Source organism: Blastococcus sp. SYSU D00820 (assembly GCF_054050695.1).
This window is the reverse complement of sequence record NZ_JBJGZW010000001.1, coordinates 414,854-432,346: the sequence shown is the minus strand read 5'-3', so window position 1 is coordinate 432,346 and position 17,493 is coordinate 414,854. Positions and strand designations below refer to the sequence as shown.

13 protein-coding genes and 1 tRNA gene are annotated in these 17,493 nt (G+C 75.7%); 10 read left to right on the top strand and 4 right to left on the bottom strand.

All coding sequences use genetic code 11. The annotated features are described in order from the left end of the window. Positions 1 to 81 precede the first annotated feature (81 nt). Positions 82 to 2,373, top strand: a complete 2,292-nt coding sequence (locus ACI79R_RS02045; protein ID WP_456571909.1) for a (Fe-S)-binding protein — start codon at positions 82 to 84, stop codon at positions 2,371 to 2,373. A gap of 109 nt (positions 2,374 to 2,482) precedes the next feature. Continuing rightward, on the top strand, positions 2,483 to 3,808 hold the full coding sequence (locus tag ACI79R_RS02040) for an MFS transporter (RefSeq protein WP_456571908.1): 1,326 nt from the start codon (positions 2,483 to 2,485) through the stop codon (positions 3,806 to 3,808). Here ACI79R_RS02040 and dcd read toward each other — a convergent pair. Next, on the bottom strand, positions 3,777 to 4,364 hold the full coding sequence (dcd, locus tag ACI79R_RS02035; RefSeq protein ID WP_456571907.1) for a dCTP deaminase: 588 nt from the start codon (positions 4,362 to 4,364) through the stop codon (positions 3,777 to 3,779). The genes ACI79R_RS02040 and dcd overlap by 32 nt on opposite strands. Positions 4,365 to 4,555: 191 nt before the next feature. Between dcd and ACI79R_RS02030 the strand changes: the two genes are divergently transcribed. The 4 genes from ACI79R_RS02030 to ACI79R_RS02015 all read left to right on the top strand — a co-directional run bounded on the left by ACI79R_RS02030 (position 4,556) and on the right by ACI79R_RS02015 (position 11,802). Continuing rightward, the gene (locus ACI79R_RS02030; RefSeq protein WP_456572272.1) at positions 4,556 to 7,300 is read left to right on the top strand and encodes a S8 family serine peptidase; all 2,745 of its coding nucleotides are present in this window, start codon (positions 4,556 to 4,558) and stop codon (positions 7,298 to 7,300) included. Positions 7,301 to 7,389: 89 nt separating this feature from the next. Continuing rightward, positions 7,390 to 7,965: a PAS domain-containing protein gene (locus tag ACI79R_RS02025; protein WP_456571906.1), complete on the top strand. Its 576-nt coding sequence runs from the start codon at positions 7,390 to 7,392 to the stop codon at positions 7,963 to 7,965. Positions 7,966 to 7,967: 2 nt separating this feature from the next. Further along, on the top strand, positions 7,968 to 8,921 hold the full coding sequence (locus tag ACI79R_RS02020) for a methyl-accepting chemotaxis protein (RefSeq protein WP_456571905.1): 954 nt from the start codon (positions 7,968 to 7,970) through the stop codon (positions 8,919 to 8,921). A 205-nt stretch (positions 8,922 to 9,126) separates the two neighbouring features. Beyond that, positions 9,127 to 11,802: an ATP-binding protein gene (locus ACI79R_RS02015; RefSeq protein WP_456571904.1), complete on the top strand. Its 2,676-nt coding sequence runs from the start codon at positions 9,127 to 9,129 to the stop codon at positions 11,800 to 11,802. Between the two features lie 4 nt (positions 11,803 to 11,806). Here ACI79R_RS02015 and ACI79R_RS02010 read toward each other — a convergent pair whose 3' ends face one another. Next, positions 11,807 to 12,949: an RNA polymerase sigma factor gene (locus ACI79R_RS02010; RefSeq protein ID WP_456571903.1), complete on the bottom strand. Its 1,143-nt coding sequence runs from the start codon at positions 12,947 to 12,949 to the stop codon at positions 11,807 to 11,809. 4 nt (positions 12,950 to 12,953) lie between these two features. Beyond that, the gene (locus tag ACI79R_RS02005; protein ID WP_456571902.1) at positions 12,954 to 13,361 is read right to left on the bottom strand and encodes a YciI family protein; all 408 of its coding nucleotides are present in this window, start codon (positions 13,359 to 13,361) and stop codon (positions 12,954 to 12,956) included. A gap of 219 nt (positions 13,362 to 13,580) precedes the next feature. Here ACI79R_RS02005 and ACI79R_RS02000 point away from each other — a divergent pair. The 4 genes from ACI79R_RS02000 to ACI79R_RS01985 all read left to right on the top strand — a co-directional run bounded on the left by ACI79R_RS02000 (position 13,581) and on the right by ACI79R_RS01985 (position 16,778). Next, positions 13,581 to 13,651: transfer RNA gene (locus ACI79R_RS02000), tRNA-Gly, on the top strand. 25 nt (positions 13,652 to 13,676) lie between these two features. After that, complete coding sequence (locus ACI79R_RS01995; protein WP_456571901.1) at positions 13,677 to 14,459, top strand: putative protein N(5)-glutamine methyltransferase; 783 nt, start codon at positions 13,677 to 13,679, stop codon at positions 14,457 to 14,459. 127 nt (positions 14,460 to 14,586) lie between these two features. Then, complete coding sequence (locus ACI79R_RS01990; RefSeq protein WP_456571900.1) at positions 14,587 to 15,060, top strand: universal stress protein; 474 nt, start codon at positions 14,587 to 14,589, stop codon at positions 15,058 to 15,060. 20 nt (positions 15,061 to 15,080) lie between these two features. Then, positions 15,081 to 16,778, top strand: coding sequence for a GAF domain-containing protein (locus ACI79R_RS01985; RefSeq protein WP_456571899.1), 1,698 nt, complete (start codon positions 15,081 to 15,083; stop codon positions 16,776 to 16,778). Positions 16,779 to 16,784: 6 nt separating this feature from the next. On the opposite strand, the gene ACI79R_RS01980 is transcribed toward ACI79R_RS01985, so the two are convergent. Beyond that, positions 16,785 to 17,444 (bottom strand): response regulator transcription factor, encoded by a 660-nt coding sequence (locus ACI79R_RS01980; RefSeq protein WP_456571898.1) that lies wholly within the window; start codon positions 17,442 to 17,444, stop codon positions 16,785 to 16,787. Positions 17,445 to 17,493 lie beyond the last annotated feature (49 nt).

Genomic DNA, 17,493 nt, shown 5'->3' with positions numbered 1-17,493 from the left:
CCGGTCCGGCGGCGAGGACCTCTCCCCGCCGCCCGGCAGACACAGAGCTACCGGCGCCTACGGCGTCGTGGGAGGAACTCGATGGGCCCGTTGCAGGTCGTCCTCGGGACGATCAGCGTCATCTTCCTGGTCGTCGCGGTCGTCTTCGCCTACCGGGCGGTGCGGGCGATGATCCGGATCATCAGGACCGGTCAGCCGGACGACTCCCGCTTCGGGCCGGTCGGCCCGCGGCTGAAGACCCTCGTGGTCGAGTCGCTCGGCCACACCCGGATGCTCAAGTGGTCGGCCATCGGCGCGGCCCACTGGTTCGTCTTCCTCGGCTTCTACGGCCTGTTCCTCACGCTGGTCGAGGCCTTCGGGGAGGTCTGGAACCCCGCCTTCCACCTGCCGCTGATCGGCGAGTGGTCGCTGTGGAACCTGTTCGCCGACGTCATCGGCACCGGCACGATCCTCGGGATCCTCTACCTGATCTACCGGCGCCAGAAGGACCACCCGCGCCGGCAGGGCCGCAAGAGCCGCTTCGCCGGGTCGAACGAGGGCCGCGGCTACTTCGTGGAGGCCGTCGTCCTCACCGTCGGCGTCTGCATCCTGCTGATCCGCGCGCTGAAGATCTCCTCGGACCTCACCGAGGCGCCGGCCTGGTCGCACCCGGTCTCCGGCCTGCTGGCCACCGTGCTGCCCGACAGCCCCGACCTGCTGTCGGTGGTCGCCTTCGTCAAGATCGTGGTGTCGCTGACCTGGCTCGTGGTCATCAGCCGGATCCTGAACATGGGCGTGGCCTGGCACCGGTTCAGCGCCTTCTTCAACATCTACTTCAAGCGGAACGACGACGGCTCCGTCGCCCTCGGCCCGCTGCTGCCGATGACCTCGAACGGCAAGCCCATCGACTTCGAGGACCCCGACGAGGACGACGTCTTCGGCCGCGGCAAGATCGAGGACTTCACCTGGAAGGGGATGCTGGACTTCACCACCTGCACCGAGTGCGGGCGGTGCCAGAGCCAGTGCCCGGCCTGGAACACCGGCAAGCCCCTGTCGCCCAAGATGGTGATCATGGACCTGCGGGACCACCTGTACGCCAAGGCCCCGTACCTGCTCGGTGAGAAGACGGCGAGCGAGACCGCGCCGGACTACGACATCCTCAAGCCCAGCGACGAGCAGGTCTGGGCCTCGGGCTACGCCCGCATCGAGGGCACCAACGACGCCCAGGCGCACCGCCCGCTGGTGGGCACCCTCGAGGAGGGCGGGGTCATCGACCCCGACGTCCTGTGGAGCTGCACCAACTGCGGCGCCTGCGTCGAGCAGTGCCCGGTCGACATCGAGCACGTCGACCACATCAACGACATGCGCCGCTACCAGGTGCTGATCGAGTCCAGCTTCCCGTCCGAGGCCGGCGTCATGCTGCGCAACCTCGAGAACCGCGGCAACCCGTGGGGTGTCAGCCCCAACACCCGCGAGGACTGGATGAAGGAGCTCGACTTCGAGGTCCGGCAGGCCGACGGCCCGCTCCCCTACGAGGTCGAGTACCTGTTCTGGGTCGGCTGCGCCGGCGCGATCGACGACCGCGCCAAGCGGGTCACCAAGGCCGTGGCCGAGCTGCTGCACACCGCCGGCGTGGAGTTCGCCGTCCTCGGCTCGGGCGAGACCTGCTCGGGCGACCCGGCCCGCCGCATGGGCAACGAGTTCGTCTTCCAGATGCTGGCCGCGGAGAACGTCGAGACCCTCAACGGCGTCTTCGAGGGCCGCGTCCCCGGCATGCGGAAGATCGTCACGACCTGCCCGCACTGCTTCAACTCGCTGGGCCGGGAGTACCCGCAGCTCGGCGGCGAGTACGAGGTCGTCCACCACACCCAGCTGCTCAGCCAGCTGGTGGAGGAGGGCCGGCTCACCCCGGTGACGCCGGTCGACCGCAAGGTCACCTACCACGACCCGTGCTTCCTCGGCCGGCACAACAAGGTCTACACGCCGCCGCGGGAGATCCTCGACAGCGTGCAGGGCCTCTCCACCCAGGAGATGCACCGCTGCAAGGACCGCGGCTTCTGCTGCGGCGCCGGCGGCGCGCGCATGTGGATGGAGGAGAAGATCGGCAAGCGGATCAACGTGGAGCGCACCGAGGAGGCCCTCGGCCTCGACCCGGACGTCATCTCCACCGCGTGCCCGTTCTGCATCACGATGCTCTCCGACGCCCTCAACACCAAGAAGCAGAACGGCGAGGCCGCCGAGCACGTCGAGGTGCTCGACGTCAGCCAGATCCTGCTGCGCTCGATGGCCCCGGTCGGCGCCCCCGGCACCGAGTCCGGTGCCGAGGTCGGCGACAAGGGCGACGACGTCGCCGGGCTCGGCTCGGCGGCGACGGAGCACGGGCCGCAGGCCTGACCCCAGCGCACCCGCGACGGCGCGTGCCCACCCCGGTGGGCACGCGCCGTCGGCGTTCCCGGCCCGGTGCCCCGCGGAGGCGGCGCGGACCGGAGAGCACCATGGCGCGGTGACCCGCACCGCCGCCGCGCTCCCGACGTCCTCCCGCCGCGCGCCGGTGCTCATCGGGATCGCGATCGTCCTCACCGGCCTGAACCTCCGGACGGCGGTGACCAGCGTCGGCCCGGTGCTCGAGGAGCTGGAGCGGGGGCTGGGCATCTCCAGCGGGCTGGCCGGCCTGGTCACCTCGATGCCGGTGCTGTGCTTCGCGCTCATCGGCTTCACCGGCCCGTGGCTGTCGGCGCGCTTCCGCGACTCGCACGTGCTCAGCGCGGCGCTGGTCGCGATGGCGGCCGGGCTGGTCGTCCGCGCCACCGCTCCCGCGTTCTGGCTGTTCCTGATCGGCACCGTGCTCGCGATGGTCGGCGGCGCGCTGGGCAACGTGCTGCTGCCGAGCCTGGTCAAGCGGCACTTCCCCGGGCGGACCGGGCTGCTGGTGAGCGCCTACAGCACCGCCATGGCGGTCGGCGCCACCGTGGCGGCGGTGTCCACCGCGCCGATCGCCGCCGCGGCCGGCGCCGAGGGCTGGCGCTGGGCGGTCGGCGTCTGGGCCGTCGCCGCGCTGGTCGCCGCCGTGCCCTGGCTGCTGGTGCCGGCCCGCAGGGGAGCCGGCCCGGGCACCCACCGCAGCGTGCGGCTGCGCGACCTGCGGCACAGCCGGATGGCGCTGGCGCTGCTGGTCTTCTTCGCCGTCCAGAGCCTGGAGGCCTACGTCCTCGTCGGCTGGGTGCCCCAGTACCTGCGCGACGCCGGCCTGTCGGCGGCGACCGCCGGGCTGCTGCTCGGGCTCAACCAGGTGATCGGCATCCCGCTGAGCGCCGTGGTGCCCGCGCTGGTCGTGCGCCGGCGGGTGCAGCGTCCCCTGCTGGTCGGGCTCATGGCCTGCTACGCCGCCGGCTGGGCCGGGCTGTGGTTCGCGCCGCGCACCCTCACCTGGCTGTCGATGACCGCGGTGGCGATCGGGCTGGCGAGCTTCCCGATGGTGCTCACGCTGATCGGCCTGCGTGCCCGCACCCCGGAGACCACCGCCGCGCTCTCCACGCACGTCCAGAGCTGGGGATACGTCCTGGCCGGTGCCGGCCCGCTGCTGGTGGGCGTCCTCCGCGGGGCGACGGGGAGCTACGCCCCCATGTTCGTCCTGCTGCTGGCCGGGGTCGTCGTCCTGCTCTGGTCCGGCTGGCTGATGACGCGCGACCGGTTCGTCGACGACGAGGTCGACCGCGTGCGGCCGGGCTGGTCGTCGGCGGAGCGGTGCACCGACGTCCTGGAGGTGGCCGGGGTCGAGCCGCCGGCCACCGCGCACGTCAGTCGGCCCGGCGGGTCTCCGCGCGGGTGAAGTTGCGGTAGGAGCGGGACGGCGTGGGCCCCCGCTGGTCCTGGTACCGGGAGCCGTAGACCGCCGAGCCGTACGGGTGCTCCGAGGGGCTGGTCAGCCGGAACAGGCACAGCTGACCGATCTTCATCCCCGGCCACAGGGTGATCGGCAGGTTCGCCACGTTGGACAGCTCCAGCGTGATGTGCCCGGAGAAGCCGGGGTCGACGAACCCGGCCGTCGAGTGGGTGAGCAGGCCCAGCCGCCCGAGCGAGGACTTCCCCTCCAGCCGCGCGGCCAGGTCGTCGGGGATGGTCACCACCTCGAGGGTGGAGCCGAGCACGAACTCCCCGGGGTGCAGCACGAACGGCTCGTCGCCGTCGGGCTCCACCAGCGTGGTGAGGTCGTCCTGCTGCTGCGCCGGGTCGATGTGGGTGTACCGGGCGTTGTTGAACACCCGGAAGAACCGGTCGAGCCGGACGTCGATGCTCGACGGTTGCACCAGCCCCGGGTCGTGGGGCTCGATGCCCAGGCGTCCCTCGGCGATCGCGGCCGTGATGTCGCGGTCGGACAGCAGCATGGCGCGGAGTCTAGGGACGCCGTCCGCGGCCTCCTCCCGGATGCCGGGCCTCCCCCGTCCGGGTCGACTTCCCGCGGCCGCCCTCAAGCCGCCGCACCCGCGCGCCGATCTCGTCCCGCCGGCTCCTCAGGAGTGCCGGTGCATCGTCCGGGGACCGACTCCGGGCCGGGAGGAGTGGTGGCGTGCCGAGCATGACCAAGCGCGCGCAGGTGGTGGTCCTCGCGGCCGCGGCCGTCGCGGGCTACGCCGGTGCCGCGGCGGTGACCGCGCTGGCGGATCCGGCGGTGGAGATCGCCACCGACTACGGCCCCGGCGACGGCCTCACGCGGTACGTGGTGACCGCGGCCGGCGGCGACGCCGCGCCGCTGCTGACCGGGCTGGCCGCCGTCCCCGGCGTGGTGAACGCGCAGGCGCTCAGCGACGGCAGCGCCCTGGTGGCCACCGACGGGCTGACCCCGGGCGTGCTGCGCGCGGTGCCGGGCGTGGCCGAGGTGGCCCCCTCGCCGACGGTGCCGGTCATGGGCACCGTCACCGACCCGTACTGGAGCGGCTACGGCTGGAACCTGGAGAACACCGGGTCCAACGCCTACCAGCAGAACGCCACCGCCGACGCCGACGTGGACGCCTCGGCCGGCTGGGACACCGGGGACGGCGGCGGCGTGCTCGTCGCGGTCGTCGACACCGGCTACGACTCCGACCACGAGGACCTCGCCGGCGCGCTGTGGACCAACCCGGCCGAGCCCTGCGGCTCGGTCGACACCGACGGCAACGGCAAGGCCGGCGACTGCCACGGCTGGAACTTCACGACCAACTCGCCCGACGTGGACAACGGGGCCCACGGCACGCACGGCGCCAACGTCGCCGGTGCGGTCGGCGCCCGGGCCGGCAACGGCCGCGGCTCCGCCGGGATCGCCCCCGGCGTCACGATCATGCCGCTGGTCATCGGCAGCGGCAGCGGCGTGGACGTGATGCTCGGCGCCGAGGCGATCCGCTACGCCGCCGACCACGGCGCCGACGTGGTCAACGCCTCCTGGGGCGGCACGGTCTCCGGCGCGGCCCTGACGGCGCTGCGCTCGGCGGTCACCTACGCGGCGGGGAAGGGGACGATCGTCGTCGTGGCCGCCGGCAACGACAGCGGCAACCGCGACACCGCGCCCCTCTACCCGGCGAGCCTGACCGAGGACAACGTCATCACGGTCGGCGCGACCACGGCCGCGGACACCATCAGCGACTTCTCCGCCTACGGCGCCACCTCGGTCGACGTCTTCGCACCCGGGACCCTGGTGTTCGGCGTCTGGAACGACGGCGGCTACCGGCTGGTCAGCGGCACCTCGATCGCCGCGCCGCAGGTGGCCGGCGCGGTCGCCCTGTACCGGGCGGCCATGCCGTCGGCGACCTACCAGCAGGTGCGCCAGGCCGTGCTCGACGACGCCGACCGGCTGCCCGCGCTGGCCGGCCGCTCCGTGACCGGCGCCCGGCTCTCGCTCGCCGGCCTGGCCGACGCGGGCCTCGGTGCCGTCCGCTACACCTTCTCCGCCATGACGGCCCCCGCCGCGGGCGTCGTCACCCCGTCGGTCGCCGTGGAGGGCACCGCGCCGGCCGGCTCGTTCTCGGTCGACGTCGGCCTGGGCATGGCGCACGACGGGCAGGTGTGGGCGGTCGCCGACGAGCCGATCGAGCTGGCCGGCGCCACCGTGCGCACCGACGACACCGGCACGGCCCGGTTCACCCTCGGCAGCCGGACCTCGCTCAGCGGGCTGACCCTGGCGCCGTCGCTGGACCTCGGCGTCGGCCGCTACGTGCTGACCGTCCGGCTGCACCGGGACGGCGCGGCCCTGGGCCGCACCAGCGCGGCGCCGCTGCTGGTGGGCACCGCGCCCCTCCCCCTCCCGGACGGGGACGGCGCCCCAGGCGGCTCCGGTGGCGGTCCGACGCCGGGCAGCGACCCGGGCACCGGTCCCGGCACCGGCTCGGGCAGCACGCCGGGCGGCTCCGGCACCACCCCGGGCGGCCCGGGCGGCCCGGCCCCGACGCCGGGGACCGACCCCGGCACCGGCGGTGGAACCGACCCCGGCACCGGTGGCGGCAGCGACCCCGGCACGGATCCCGGCACCGACCCCGGCACGGACCCGGTCAGCGACCCCGGCGCCGGAGGCGGCGACCCGGGCACCGGCGGCGGCAGCGACCCGGGCACGGACCCGGGCACGGACCCGGGCGGCGACCCCGGCACCGGCGGGGGCAGCACCCCCGGCGGGTCCGGTCCCGATCCCGGCACCGGCTCCGGGAGCACCCCCGGCGGCTCGGGCCCGACCCCGGGCACCGACCCGGGCAGCACGCCCGGCGGCTCCGGCGGCGGGGACGGCGGCATGACCACCTACCCGGGCACCGGCACCTTCGGCATCACCTCGATCAGCCCCGTGCGGGTCGGCGTCGCCGGCGGGACGACCGTCACCGTCACCGGCCGGGCGCTGCCCGGCAGTCCGCGGGTGCTCGTCGGCACCTCGGCCCCGGCGACCGTGCTGAGCTCCTCGCCCACCCAGCTGGTGTTCCGGACGCCGGCCCGGGTGGCGGGCAGCTACGACGTCACGGTGTTCGCCCTCGACGGCACCTCCGAGGTGCTGACCGCGGCCCTGGAGTACGTGGAGGGGACGCCGACGGCCCCGACCACGCCCACCACCCCGACGACCCCCACGACGCCGGCCACGCCGGCGCCCGGCGGATCGGGCGGGTCCGGCGGCTCGGGCAGCACGCCCGGCGGCGGGTCCGGGGGCTCCGGCGACTCGGGCGACTCGGGCGGCTCCGGCGGCTCCGGGGGCCCCGCCGAGGCGACCGGCCCCGGCGGCGAGCGCCTGGTGGCGACGACCCGGTTCGCGACGCTGCCGGCGTCGTTCTGGTCGACCGACTGCTCGACGTCCTGCGCGGGCGTCTGGCTCTGACCCCCGCGTGACGACGGCGTTCCCGGTCCCATCCGACCGGGCGACTGCCGATGACCTCCGGTGCACCGTCCCCGAGCAGTGGAGGCCCCGTGACCACCGTCGCGCGCCCGCGACCACCCCGCGTGCCGCGGTCACCCGTCGTCCCGACCGGGCAGGAACGCACCTTCGGCGCCGACGAGCTGATCGTCTCCAAGACCGACCGCCGGGGCGTGATCACCTACGCCAACGACGTGTTCCTCCGGGTGAGCGGCTACTCCCTGGACGAGGTGGTCGGCCAGCCGCACAACCTCATCCGGCACCCCGACATGCCGCGCGCGGTGTTCGCCCTGCTGTGGGAGACCCTGGCGGCCGGTCAGGAGCTGTTCGCCTACATCGACAACCTCGCCGCCGACGGCGCGCACTACTGGGTGCTCGCGCACGTGACGCCGTCATACGGCCCCGGGGGGACGGTCCTCGGCTACCACTCCAACCGCCGGCGTCCCTCGCCGCGGGCGGTCGAGCGGATCCGGCCGCTGTACGCCCAGCTGCTGGCCGAGGAGCGGCGCCACCCCACCGCGCGGACCGCCGTCCAGGCCTCCTCCCAGCTGCTGACCGAGCTGCTCGCCCGCTCCGGCCAGACCTACGAGGACCACGTCTGGTCGATCATCACCAGCGAGGAGAACTGACCGTGGGACGCCGGTCCGACGCCCGCCTCCGGGCCGCCGACGAGCTGGCGGTGTACCGCGCGACGGTGGCGCAGGTGGTGCAGACGTGCGAGGCCGCAGCCCGCGGCGACCTCGAGGCCCGGGCGATGCCGGTGGCCGGATCCGCGGAGATCCCCGAGCTGGTCGCCCTGCAGCACGCGGTGAACCGCTCCCTCGACGTCGGCGACGCGTTCGTGCGGGAGTCACGCGCCGCGCTCGCCTCGGCCGCCGAGGGCCGCTTCCACCGGCGGCTGCTGGGCACCGGCCTGTCCGGCGCCTACCGCCAGGCCGCCGACGACATCAACGCCGCCCGCGACGCCATGCGCGACACCTCCGGGCGGGTCACCGAGGCCCGCGCCGCGCGGCTGCGGCTGGCCGACGAGTTCGAGTCCGTCGTCCTCGCGATGTCGGAGCAGGTCGCCGCCGCGGCCACCGAGCTGTCGGCCACCGCGGCCGGGCTCACCTCCGCCGGGACCGCCACGACGGCGGAGGTGGAGGGCGCCCAGCGCACCATCGGCTCCCTGACCCGCTCGTCCCAGGAGATCCGCGAGATCATCGCGCTGATCGACGCGATCGCCGCCCAGACCCGCCTGCTGGCGCTCAACGCCACCATCGAGGCCGCGCGCGCCGGTGAGGCCGGCAAGGGCTTCGCCGTCGTGGCCTCCGAGGTCAAGGACCTCGCCGACCAGACCGGGCGGGCCACCGAGCGGGTGACCGCGCAGGTCGAGCAGATCGGCAGCGCCTGCGAGGACGTCGCGGCCGGGATGAGCAGCGTCGGCGGGACGGTGTCGGAGATGAACGGCCTGGTCGACGGCATCGCCGCCGCCGTCGACGGCACGTCGGCGGCCGAGCTGGGCGGTGGGTCGGCGGGCCTGTCGCAGATGGCCGAGCGGCTGCGCTCGGAGGCGATCGGCTTCCTCGGGGAGATGCGCAGCTGACCGGCGGGGCGGACCGGCCCCCCGGAGGGAGGAGGCGCCGGTTCGGCCCCGCGCACCCGCCCAGGCGGCAGAGGTACCGTGCACAGGACACGGAGCGGCCTCCGGGCTGACGCCGGCCGGTGCACGACGTACCGCACCGCCGGAGCGTGACGTCCGGGTGGTGCAGCGGGAGGTGTGCGTGGACTCTGCGGGTCCTGGCACACCTGTGCCTGCCGACGACCACGCGCCCGCGGGCGCCGAGCTGTTCGCCGACGGCGGCGAGAACGGCCGGCTCATGGCCGCCTTCGACTGGTCGGCCACGCCGATCGGGCCGGTGTCCGGCTGGCCGGCCAGCCTGCGCTTCGCCGTCCGCACCGTCCTGGCCTCGCGCTTCCCCATGATCCTGACGTGGGGGCCGCAGTACACCCAGATCTACAACGACGCCTACGCCGAGCTGATCGGGGCCAAGCACCCGGGCGCCATCGGCGACGACCTGCGGGAGACCCTCGCCGAGGGGTGGGCGGCCCTGCAGGGCCCGGTCGAGCACGCCATGGCCACCCGCGAGCCGAGCTGGATCCCGCAGCTGCTGCTCCTGCTCGAGCGGGCCGGCTACCGCGAGGAGACGTACTTCACCGTCTCGCACGCCCCCGCCTTCGGGGACGACGGCGAGGTCGCGGGCATGCACGCGGTCTGCACCGAGGTGACCCGGCAGGTGCTCGCCGAGCGGCGCCAGGAGCTGCTGCACGAGGTGGCCAGCACCGGCGGGGTGCTCGGCGACGAGCTGTCGGTGGTGGGCGCGGCCTGCCAGGCGCTGGCCACCGACCCCCTCGACGTCCCGTTCGCCGCCGTCTACCTCTGCCCCCCGGAGGGCGGCCCGCTCGCCCGCGCCGGCGCGGTCGGCTGCCCGGCCGACCGGCTGCCGGAGCACGTCGCCGGGACGGCGGAGCTCGAGCAGCTGCCGCTGGCCGCGCTCGGGATCGCCGGCGGCCCGTTCGGCGACGCGGTGACCGACGCCGTCGTGCTGCCCCTGGCCAGCGCCTCGGGTACCGAGCCGGTGGGCGCACTGGTGCTCGGGGTGAACCCCAACCGGGCGCTGGACGCCGAGTACCGCACCTTCCACGAGCTGCTCGCCCGGCAGGTGACCGGAGCCGTGGTCAACTCCCGCGCCTACGCCGCCCAGCGGGCCCGCGCCGAGGAGCTCGCGGCCCTGGACAAGGCCAAGACGGCGTTCTTCTCCGACGTCAGCCACGAGCTGCGCACGCCGCTCACGCTGCTGCTGGCCCCCATCGGCGACGTCCTCGCCGACGCCGGGGCCGCGCTGCCCGACGACGTCCGCGCGTCCCTCGCGCTCGCGCAGCGCAACGGGCAGCGGCTGCAGCGACTGGTCAACGACCTGCTCGACTTCGCCCGGATCGAGGCCGGCCGGGCCGCGCCGGTGCGGGTCCGGGTCGATCTCCCGGCCTTCACCGCCGAGCTGGCCGGCGTGCTCCGCGCCGCCGCCGAGCGCGCCGGGCTGGAGTACACCGTGGACTGCCCGCCGCTGCCCCGGGCGGCGGCCGTCGATCCGCGGATGTGGGAGAAGGTCGTCCTCAACCTGGTCACCAACGCGGTGAAGTACACCTTCGTCGGCGGCATCTCGGTGGCCCTCACCGGCGACGACGAGCAGGTGGTGCTGCGGGTCGCCGACACCGGTGTCGGCATCCCCGAGGCCGACCTGCCGCACCTGTTCGAGCGCTTCCACCGCGGATCCGACAGCCGGGCGCGCAGCCGCGAGGGCACCGGCCTGGGCCTGGCGCTGGTGCGCGAGCTGGTCGGCCTGCACGGCGGGGAGGTGACGGCCGAGAGCTCCCCCGGCTCGGGCAGCACGTTCACCGTGTCGCTCCCCTACGGCGAGCCCGACGCCGATCCCGCCGGCCCGGCGGTGCCGTCGGAGACCGCGCGCGGCGCCGCCGTCACCCCCTGGGACGACGACCTCGACCTCCCGGCCGCACCCGCCGCGCCGGCCGCCGGCCCGCGCCGGTCGGTGCTGGTGGTCGACGACAACGCCGACATGCGCGCCTACCTCACCCGGCTGCTGTCGCCGCACCACACCGTCCGGACGGCGACCGACGGCGAGGACGCGCTGGCCCGGATCGCCGAGGACCGCCCCGACCTGGTGCTGACCGACGTGATGATGCCGCGGCTGGACGGCTTCGAGCTGCTGCACGCGCTGCGGGCCGACCCGGCCACCCGGACAATCCCGGTGCTGATGCTCACCGCGCGGGCCGGGCAGGAGGCGGCGGTCGAGGGGTTCGACGCCGGGGTCGACGACTACCTGGCCAAGCCCTTCCAGTCCGCGGAACTCGTCGCCCGCGTGCGCGCGGTGCTGGAGCGGGCGGCCGGGGCGCCGTCCGGGCCGTCGCCGCGACCGCTGGCCCCGGCCGGCGGGGCCGCCGCGGCACCGGTGAGCCCGCCGCGCCCCCGCCGGCCGGTGGGCTCGGAGCCTTCCGAGCCGGAGCCGGAGCCGGAGCCGGCGCCGCAGCCCGACCAGGCCGTGCACTCCGGGCACTGGCGGTTCCCGTCGGCCGCGTCGGCGATCCCGCCGCTACGGCGCCGGCTGCGCGCGCTGTTCACCGAGGCCGGCCTCGACGAGGACCTCGCCTACGACCTCACCCTGGCCACCTGCGAGGCGGCGACCAACGCCGTCGAGCACGCCCAGGACCCCTCCGAGCCGGTGGTCGAGGTCGGTGTCGAGATCACCGCCGAGGAGATCGTGGTGACCGTCCGCGACCACGGCCGCTGGCGGGAGCGGGTGCCGAGCATGGACCGCGGCCGCGGCTCCATGCTCATGAGCGCCTTCGCCGACGTCACGGCGACGCCCAGCGCCGAGGGCACCACCGTCGTCATCCGCGCCCGCCGCTGACCGGTCACCGCCGCCCGGCGTTGAGCCGCGCGGCCTGCCGGGTCAGGTGGTCGCGCTCGGCCAGGTCGGTCGCCGACCGCGCCGCCTCGGCGTAGAGCCGCGCGGCGGTGCCCGGGTCGCCGGCCCGCTCGGTGAGGTACGCCGCGGCGGCGGTGTGGCGGGGCAGCGCGGGGTCCAGTTCCGCGAGCGCCGCCAGGCCGGCGCGGGGCCCGTCGGCCTCCCCGACCGCGACCGCCCGGTTGAGCCGGGCCACCGGGCTGCCGGTGAGCCGCACGAGCTCGTCGTACCACTCGACGATCTGCACCCAGTCGGTCTCCTCCGCGGTGCGGGCGTCGGCGTGCAGGGCGGCCACGGCCGCCTGGGCCTGGTACTCGCCCAGCCGGTCGCGGGCCAGGGCGGCCTGCAGCACGGCGACGCCCTCGGCGATCAGGCCGGTGTCCCACCGGCTGCGGTCCTGCTCGGCGAGGGGCACGAGGCTGCCGTCGGCGCGGGTGCGCGCCGGGCGACGCGCGTGGTGCAGCAGCATGAGGGCGAGCAGGCCAGCGACCTCCTCGTCGTCGGTGCCGGCCGCCAGCCGGCGGGTGAGCCGGATGGCCTCGGCGGCGAGGTCGACGTCGCCGGAGTAGCCCTCGTTGAACACCAGGTACAGCACGCGCAGCACCGTGCCGAGGTCGCCGGGCCGGTCCAGCCGCACGCCGGACACCGTCCGCTTGGCCCGGCTGATCCGCTGCGCCATGGTCGTCTCCGGCACCAGGTAGGCCCGCGCGATCTGCCGCGTGGTCAGGCCGCCGACGGCCCGCAGGGTGAGCGCCACGGCCGAGGCCGGCGACAGCGCGGGATGGGCGCACAGGAAGTACAGCTGCAGGCTGTCGTCGACCTCGCCGCCCGGCGGGGGCGCCGGCTCCTCCTCCACGACCAGCTCCCGCCGCCGCCGCGCGGTGTCGGCGCGGACGGCGTCGAGGTACCGGCGCCAGGCGACGGTGACCAGCCAGGCCTGCGGATCCCGCGGCGGATCGTCCGGCCAGACGCGCAGCGCCTCGACCAGGGCGTCCTGGACGGCGTCCTCGGCCGCCGCGAAGTCGGCTCCGCGACGGCCGAGGACCCCGATCACGCGGGGGACGAGCGCCCGCAGCAGGGCCTCCTCCACCGCGTCACTCCCGGATGGTGGGCGGCGCGCCCAGGAACGGGCGCAGCTCGAGCCACTCGTGGATCGGCCGGCCGCCCGCGCCCGGTGCCGCGGACAGCTCCCCGGCCAGCTCGACCGCCCGCTCCTGGCTGTCGACGTCGATGATCATCCAGCCGGCGATCAGGTCCTTGGTCTCGGCGAACGGACCGTCGGTGACCGGCGGCCGCCCCTCGCCGTCCGACCGCACCCACAGGCCGTCGGGGGCCAGCGCCTGCCCGTCGACGAACTCGCCGGTGGCCTCGAGGCGGGCCGCGAAGTCCTGCATGTACTGCACGTGCGCGGTCACCTCCTCCGGCGTCCACCGGTCCATCGGCACGTCGTTGACCGCCGCCGGCGCGCCGCGGTAGTGCTTGAGCAGCAGGTACTTGGCCATCGTTGTCTCCTCGCTCGACGTCCGGCCCCCATGGCCGGGTCTACAGCAGGGACGCAGCCGGCGGCGGGTTCTCGACATCGCGTCGCGAGGAGGTGCGGACGGCGGTCCGGCGACGGGGCCGCGCGCCGTGCGGCCGGGCCCACCGTGTACTCTTCCCGGGACCGCTCGATCGGCCTCCAGGCCGGGGTCTGTGAGGGAAAACCGCAGGTCAGAGCGTTCGCGGGTGTAGTTCAATGGTAGAACATCAGCTTCCCAAGCTGACAGTGCGGGTTCGATTCCCGTCACCCGCTCTCCTCCACCCCCCGCCGGGAGGCCGTGCTGAGCCCCGGTGAGCTCGTCGCCACCCTCCGCGCCGCCGGCTGCGTGTTCGCCGAGGAGGAGGCCGACGCGCTGCTGGCCAGCGCGACCGGACCGGCGGAGCTCGCCGTGATGGTCGCCCGCCGCACCGCCGGCGAGCCCCTGGAGCAGGTCGTGGGCTGGACGGAGTTCTGCGGGCTGCGGATCCCCGTGGAGCCCGGGGTGTTCGTCCCCCGCCGGCGCACCGAGCTGGTCGTCGAGGCTGCGCTCGCCGCCGCCCCCGCCGGCCGACGGGTCACCGTGGTCGACCTGTGCTGCGGCTCGGGCGCCGTGGGCGCCGCCGTGGCCGCCGGCCTGCCCGACGTCGACCTGCACGCCGCCGACGTCGACCCCGCCGCCGTCCGCTGCGCCCGGCGGACCGTGGGGCCCGTCGGCGGCCGGGTGCACGAGGGCGACCTCTACGCGCCGCTGCCCGCGGACCTGCGCGGCCGGGTGGACCTGCTGCTGGCCAACGCCCCCTACGTGCCGACCGGTGCGATCGCCCTCATGCCACCCGAGGCCCGGCTGCACGAGCCGCGCACCGCGCTGGACGGCGGTCCGGACGGCACCGCGCTGCAACGGCGCGTCGCCGCCGGCGCACCCGGCTGGCTGGCCCCGGACGGCGTGCTGGTCGTGGAGACCAGCGAGGCGCAGGCGCCCCTCACGGCGGCCGCGGTCACGGCCGCCGGGCTCCGGGCGAGGGTGCAGCGGGACGAGGATCGGGACGCCACCGTGGTCGTCGGCTGCCGGACCGGTCCGTAACGGAATCGACACACTGGGTGGCGGCATGCACACCCCGGTCAAACGAAACGCTCCTGGCACGTTTCGAGGCCGCCCGGCGGGCCCTTGTGCCCTGCCGCGCCTGTGATCGCGCGGACACGATCGCCGTATGAGTGACGCCCCCGCTCCCGTGCCCGGGGCCGAGGACCGCCCACCACCCACACCCGTTCCGACGGACGCCGGCACCGACCGCGCCGTCGAGCCCCTCCGACTGGCCCCCCTGCTCCCCCGCCGCGCCCCGTGGCTGCTCGTGGAGGTCGACGGCTCTCCCGAGTCCCAGCGCTCCCTCGTGTGGGCCCTGCGCGAGGCCGCCCGCCGCGAGGCGACCGTCGTCGCCGTCACCGTCCTCGACGAGGACCGGCCGGTCGCCCCCGACCTCGTCGACGCCCAGGTGCTGCGCGCCATCGCCGAGACCGGCGTGCACGGCCGCATCCGGACGGCGGTGCTGGACCGCGCCGTCCACGAGGCGCTGACCGGCGCGGCCCGCGGCGCCGACCTCGTCGTCGTCGGCCCGTCGTCGAAGGCCCTGCTCCGCCCCGCCGTCCCCCGCACCCCGGTCCGGCGCCTCGCCCGGCCCGCGTGACGGGAGGCCGCCCCCTGTCCGTGCCCTCCTCCTCCGCCGAGTCCCCCGCCTCCCGGGCCCTGACCCCGCCCGGCCGGGGTGAGCCCCCACCCGGCCCGCCGGACCTGGCCGCCGCCCTCCGCGCGGTCGGCACCGGCGGGCCGCTCGAGGGCACCCTGCACGACATCGTCCGCGCCGCCGTCGAGCACGTCGACGCCCGCTACGGCGCCCTCGGGGTGCTGTGCCCGGACGGCCGGACCCTGGACCGCTTCGTCGTCGTCGGGATGGACGACACCGACGCCGGGCGGATCGGCCGGCTCCCCGCGGGCCTCGGGGTCCTCGGGTTGCTGGTCGACCACCCCGAGCCGCTGCGCCTGGACGACCTGGGCCGGCACCCGGCCTCGGTCGGCTTCCCGCCCGGCCATCCGGACATGCGCTCGTTCCTCGGCGTGCCCGTCCGCGCCGGGGACGCGGTGTTCGGCATCCTCTACCTCACCGAGAAGCGCGGCGGCGGCCCGTTCACCGCAGCCGACGAGGAGGCGGTGCTCGCCCTGGCCGCGGCGGCCGGGCTGGCGATCGAGAACGCCCGCCTGCTGGAGCGCGCCGACCGGCGCCGCGCCTGGAGCCAGGCCGCGACCGAGCTCGCCACCTCCCTGCTGCGCGGCACGCCGCCCGACGAGGTGCTCGAGGCGATCGCCGCACGGATCACCGACCTCACCTCCGCCGACACCGCCGGCGTGCTGGTGCCGCTGGACGGCGACGACGAGGTGCTCACGGTCGTGACCGCGATCGGCGGCGGCAACGCCGACGCCGGCGGGGTGCGCGTGCCCCTGGCCGGCACCCGGCTGGGGGAGGCGCACCGCTCCGGGGTCCCGCACGTCATCGATGACGCCACGGCCGTCGCGGAGAGCACCGACTACCCGGACGTCGTCGAGGACCTCGTCGGGGGGCGGTACGGCCCGTGCCTCGTGCTGCCCCTCGGCGGCCGGCCGCCGGTGGGCACGGTCGTGGCGCTGCGCCGGCACGGCCGCCCGCCCTTCCCGGACGACGTCCTGGAGCTCGCCGCCGCGTTCGCCTCCCAGCTCACCGTCGCGCTGGAGCTGGCCCGCAGCCAGCGCCGGGAGCGCCAGCTGCAGGTGCAGGCCGACCGGGAGCGGATCGCCCGCGACCTGCACGACCACGTGGTGCAGCGGATCTACGCGACGGGGCTGGCGCTGGACCGGATCAGCCGCTCGCTGGAGGGGTCCGCGCCCGAGGCGGCGGCCCGGATCGCCGAGCGGGTCGACGAGCTCGACGGCACCATCGAGCGCATCAGGACGGCGATCTTCGAGCTCAACCAGCCGCAGGACGCCTCGCCCGCCGCGGTCCGCCGCCGGCTGGCCGACGTGGTGCGCTCGATCACCGACGGGCACGGGCTGCGCACCGACCTCCGGCTGCGGCCGGGGCTGGACGACCTGCCCGCGCAGCTGGTGCCCGACGTGGTGGCCGTGGTCCGGGAGCTGGTGACCAACGTGGTCCGGCACGCCGCCGCCAGCCGGGTCACCGTCACCGTGGCGAGCGGCGAGGAGGTCTGCGTCGTCGTCACCGACGACGGCCGCGGGCTGCCCCCGGTGATCGCCCGCAACGGCCTGGCCAACCTCGCCGACCGGGCCGAGCGGCACGGCGGCCGGATGACCGCCTCGGCGGGCCCACCCGGCACCGAAGTGCGCTGGGTGGTGCCCCGGCCCGGCTGCCCGTGAGGGCGGTCAGCTCCCGTTCCGGTCGCGCAGCTCGGTGGCCAGGATCGCCGCCTGCGTGCGCCGCTCCAGGCCCAGCTTGGCCAGCAGGTGGCTGGTGTAGTTCTTCACCGTCTTCTCCGCCAGCCCCATCCGGACGCCGATCTGCCGGTTGGTCAGACCCTCGCCGATCAGCCGCAGCACCGTGCGCTCCTGCTCGGTGAGCGCGGCCAGCCGGCGCTCGCGGTCGGGGTCCCGGCGGCGCTCGGCGGGGGGCGGGCCGCCGACCGAGGTGGGGAACAGCCGCCCGCCGCCGGCCACCGTGCGCACGGCGTTGACCAGCGCGGCGCCCCGCACCTGCTTGAGCACGTAGCCCGAGGCCCCGGCGGCGGCCGCGGCGGCCACCGCGGACTCGTCGGCGTAGCTGGTCAGCACCAGGCAGCGCAGGCCCGGGTCGCGCTCGCGCAGCCGGCGGCACACCTCGGCGCCGTCGCCGTCCGGGAGCCGCATGTCGACGACCGTGAGGTCGGGCCGGACCGCGGGCACCCGCGCCATCGCCTCGGCGACCGAGCCGGCCTCGCCGACGACGACGATCCCGGGATCGTCCTCCAGCACCTCGGCCACCCCGCGCCGCACGACCTCGTGGTCATCGACCAGGAACACCCGGATCGGCGCACTGGGATTCGCCATGAGGCACCACTCCCTGCGGACAGTGACCAATGTCACACAGGGTAGTGGT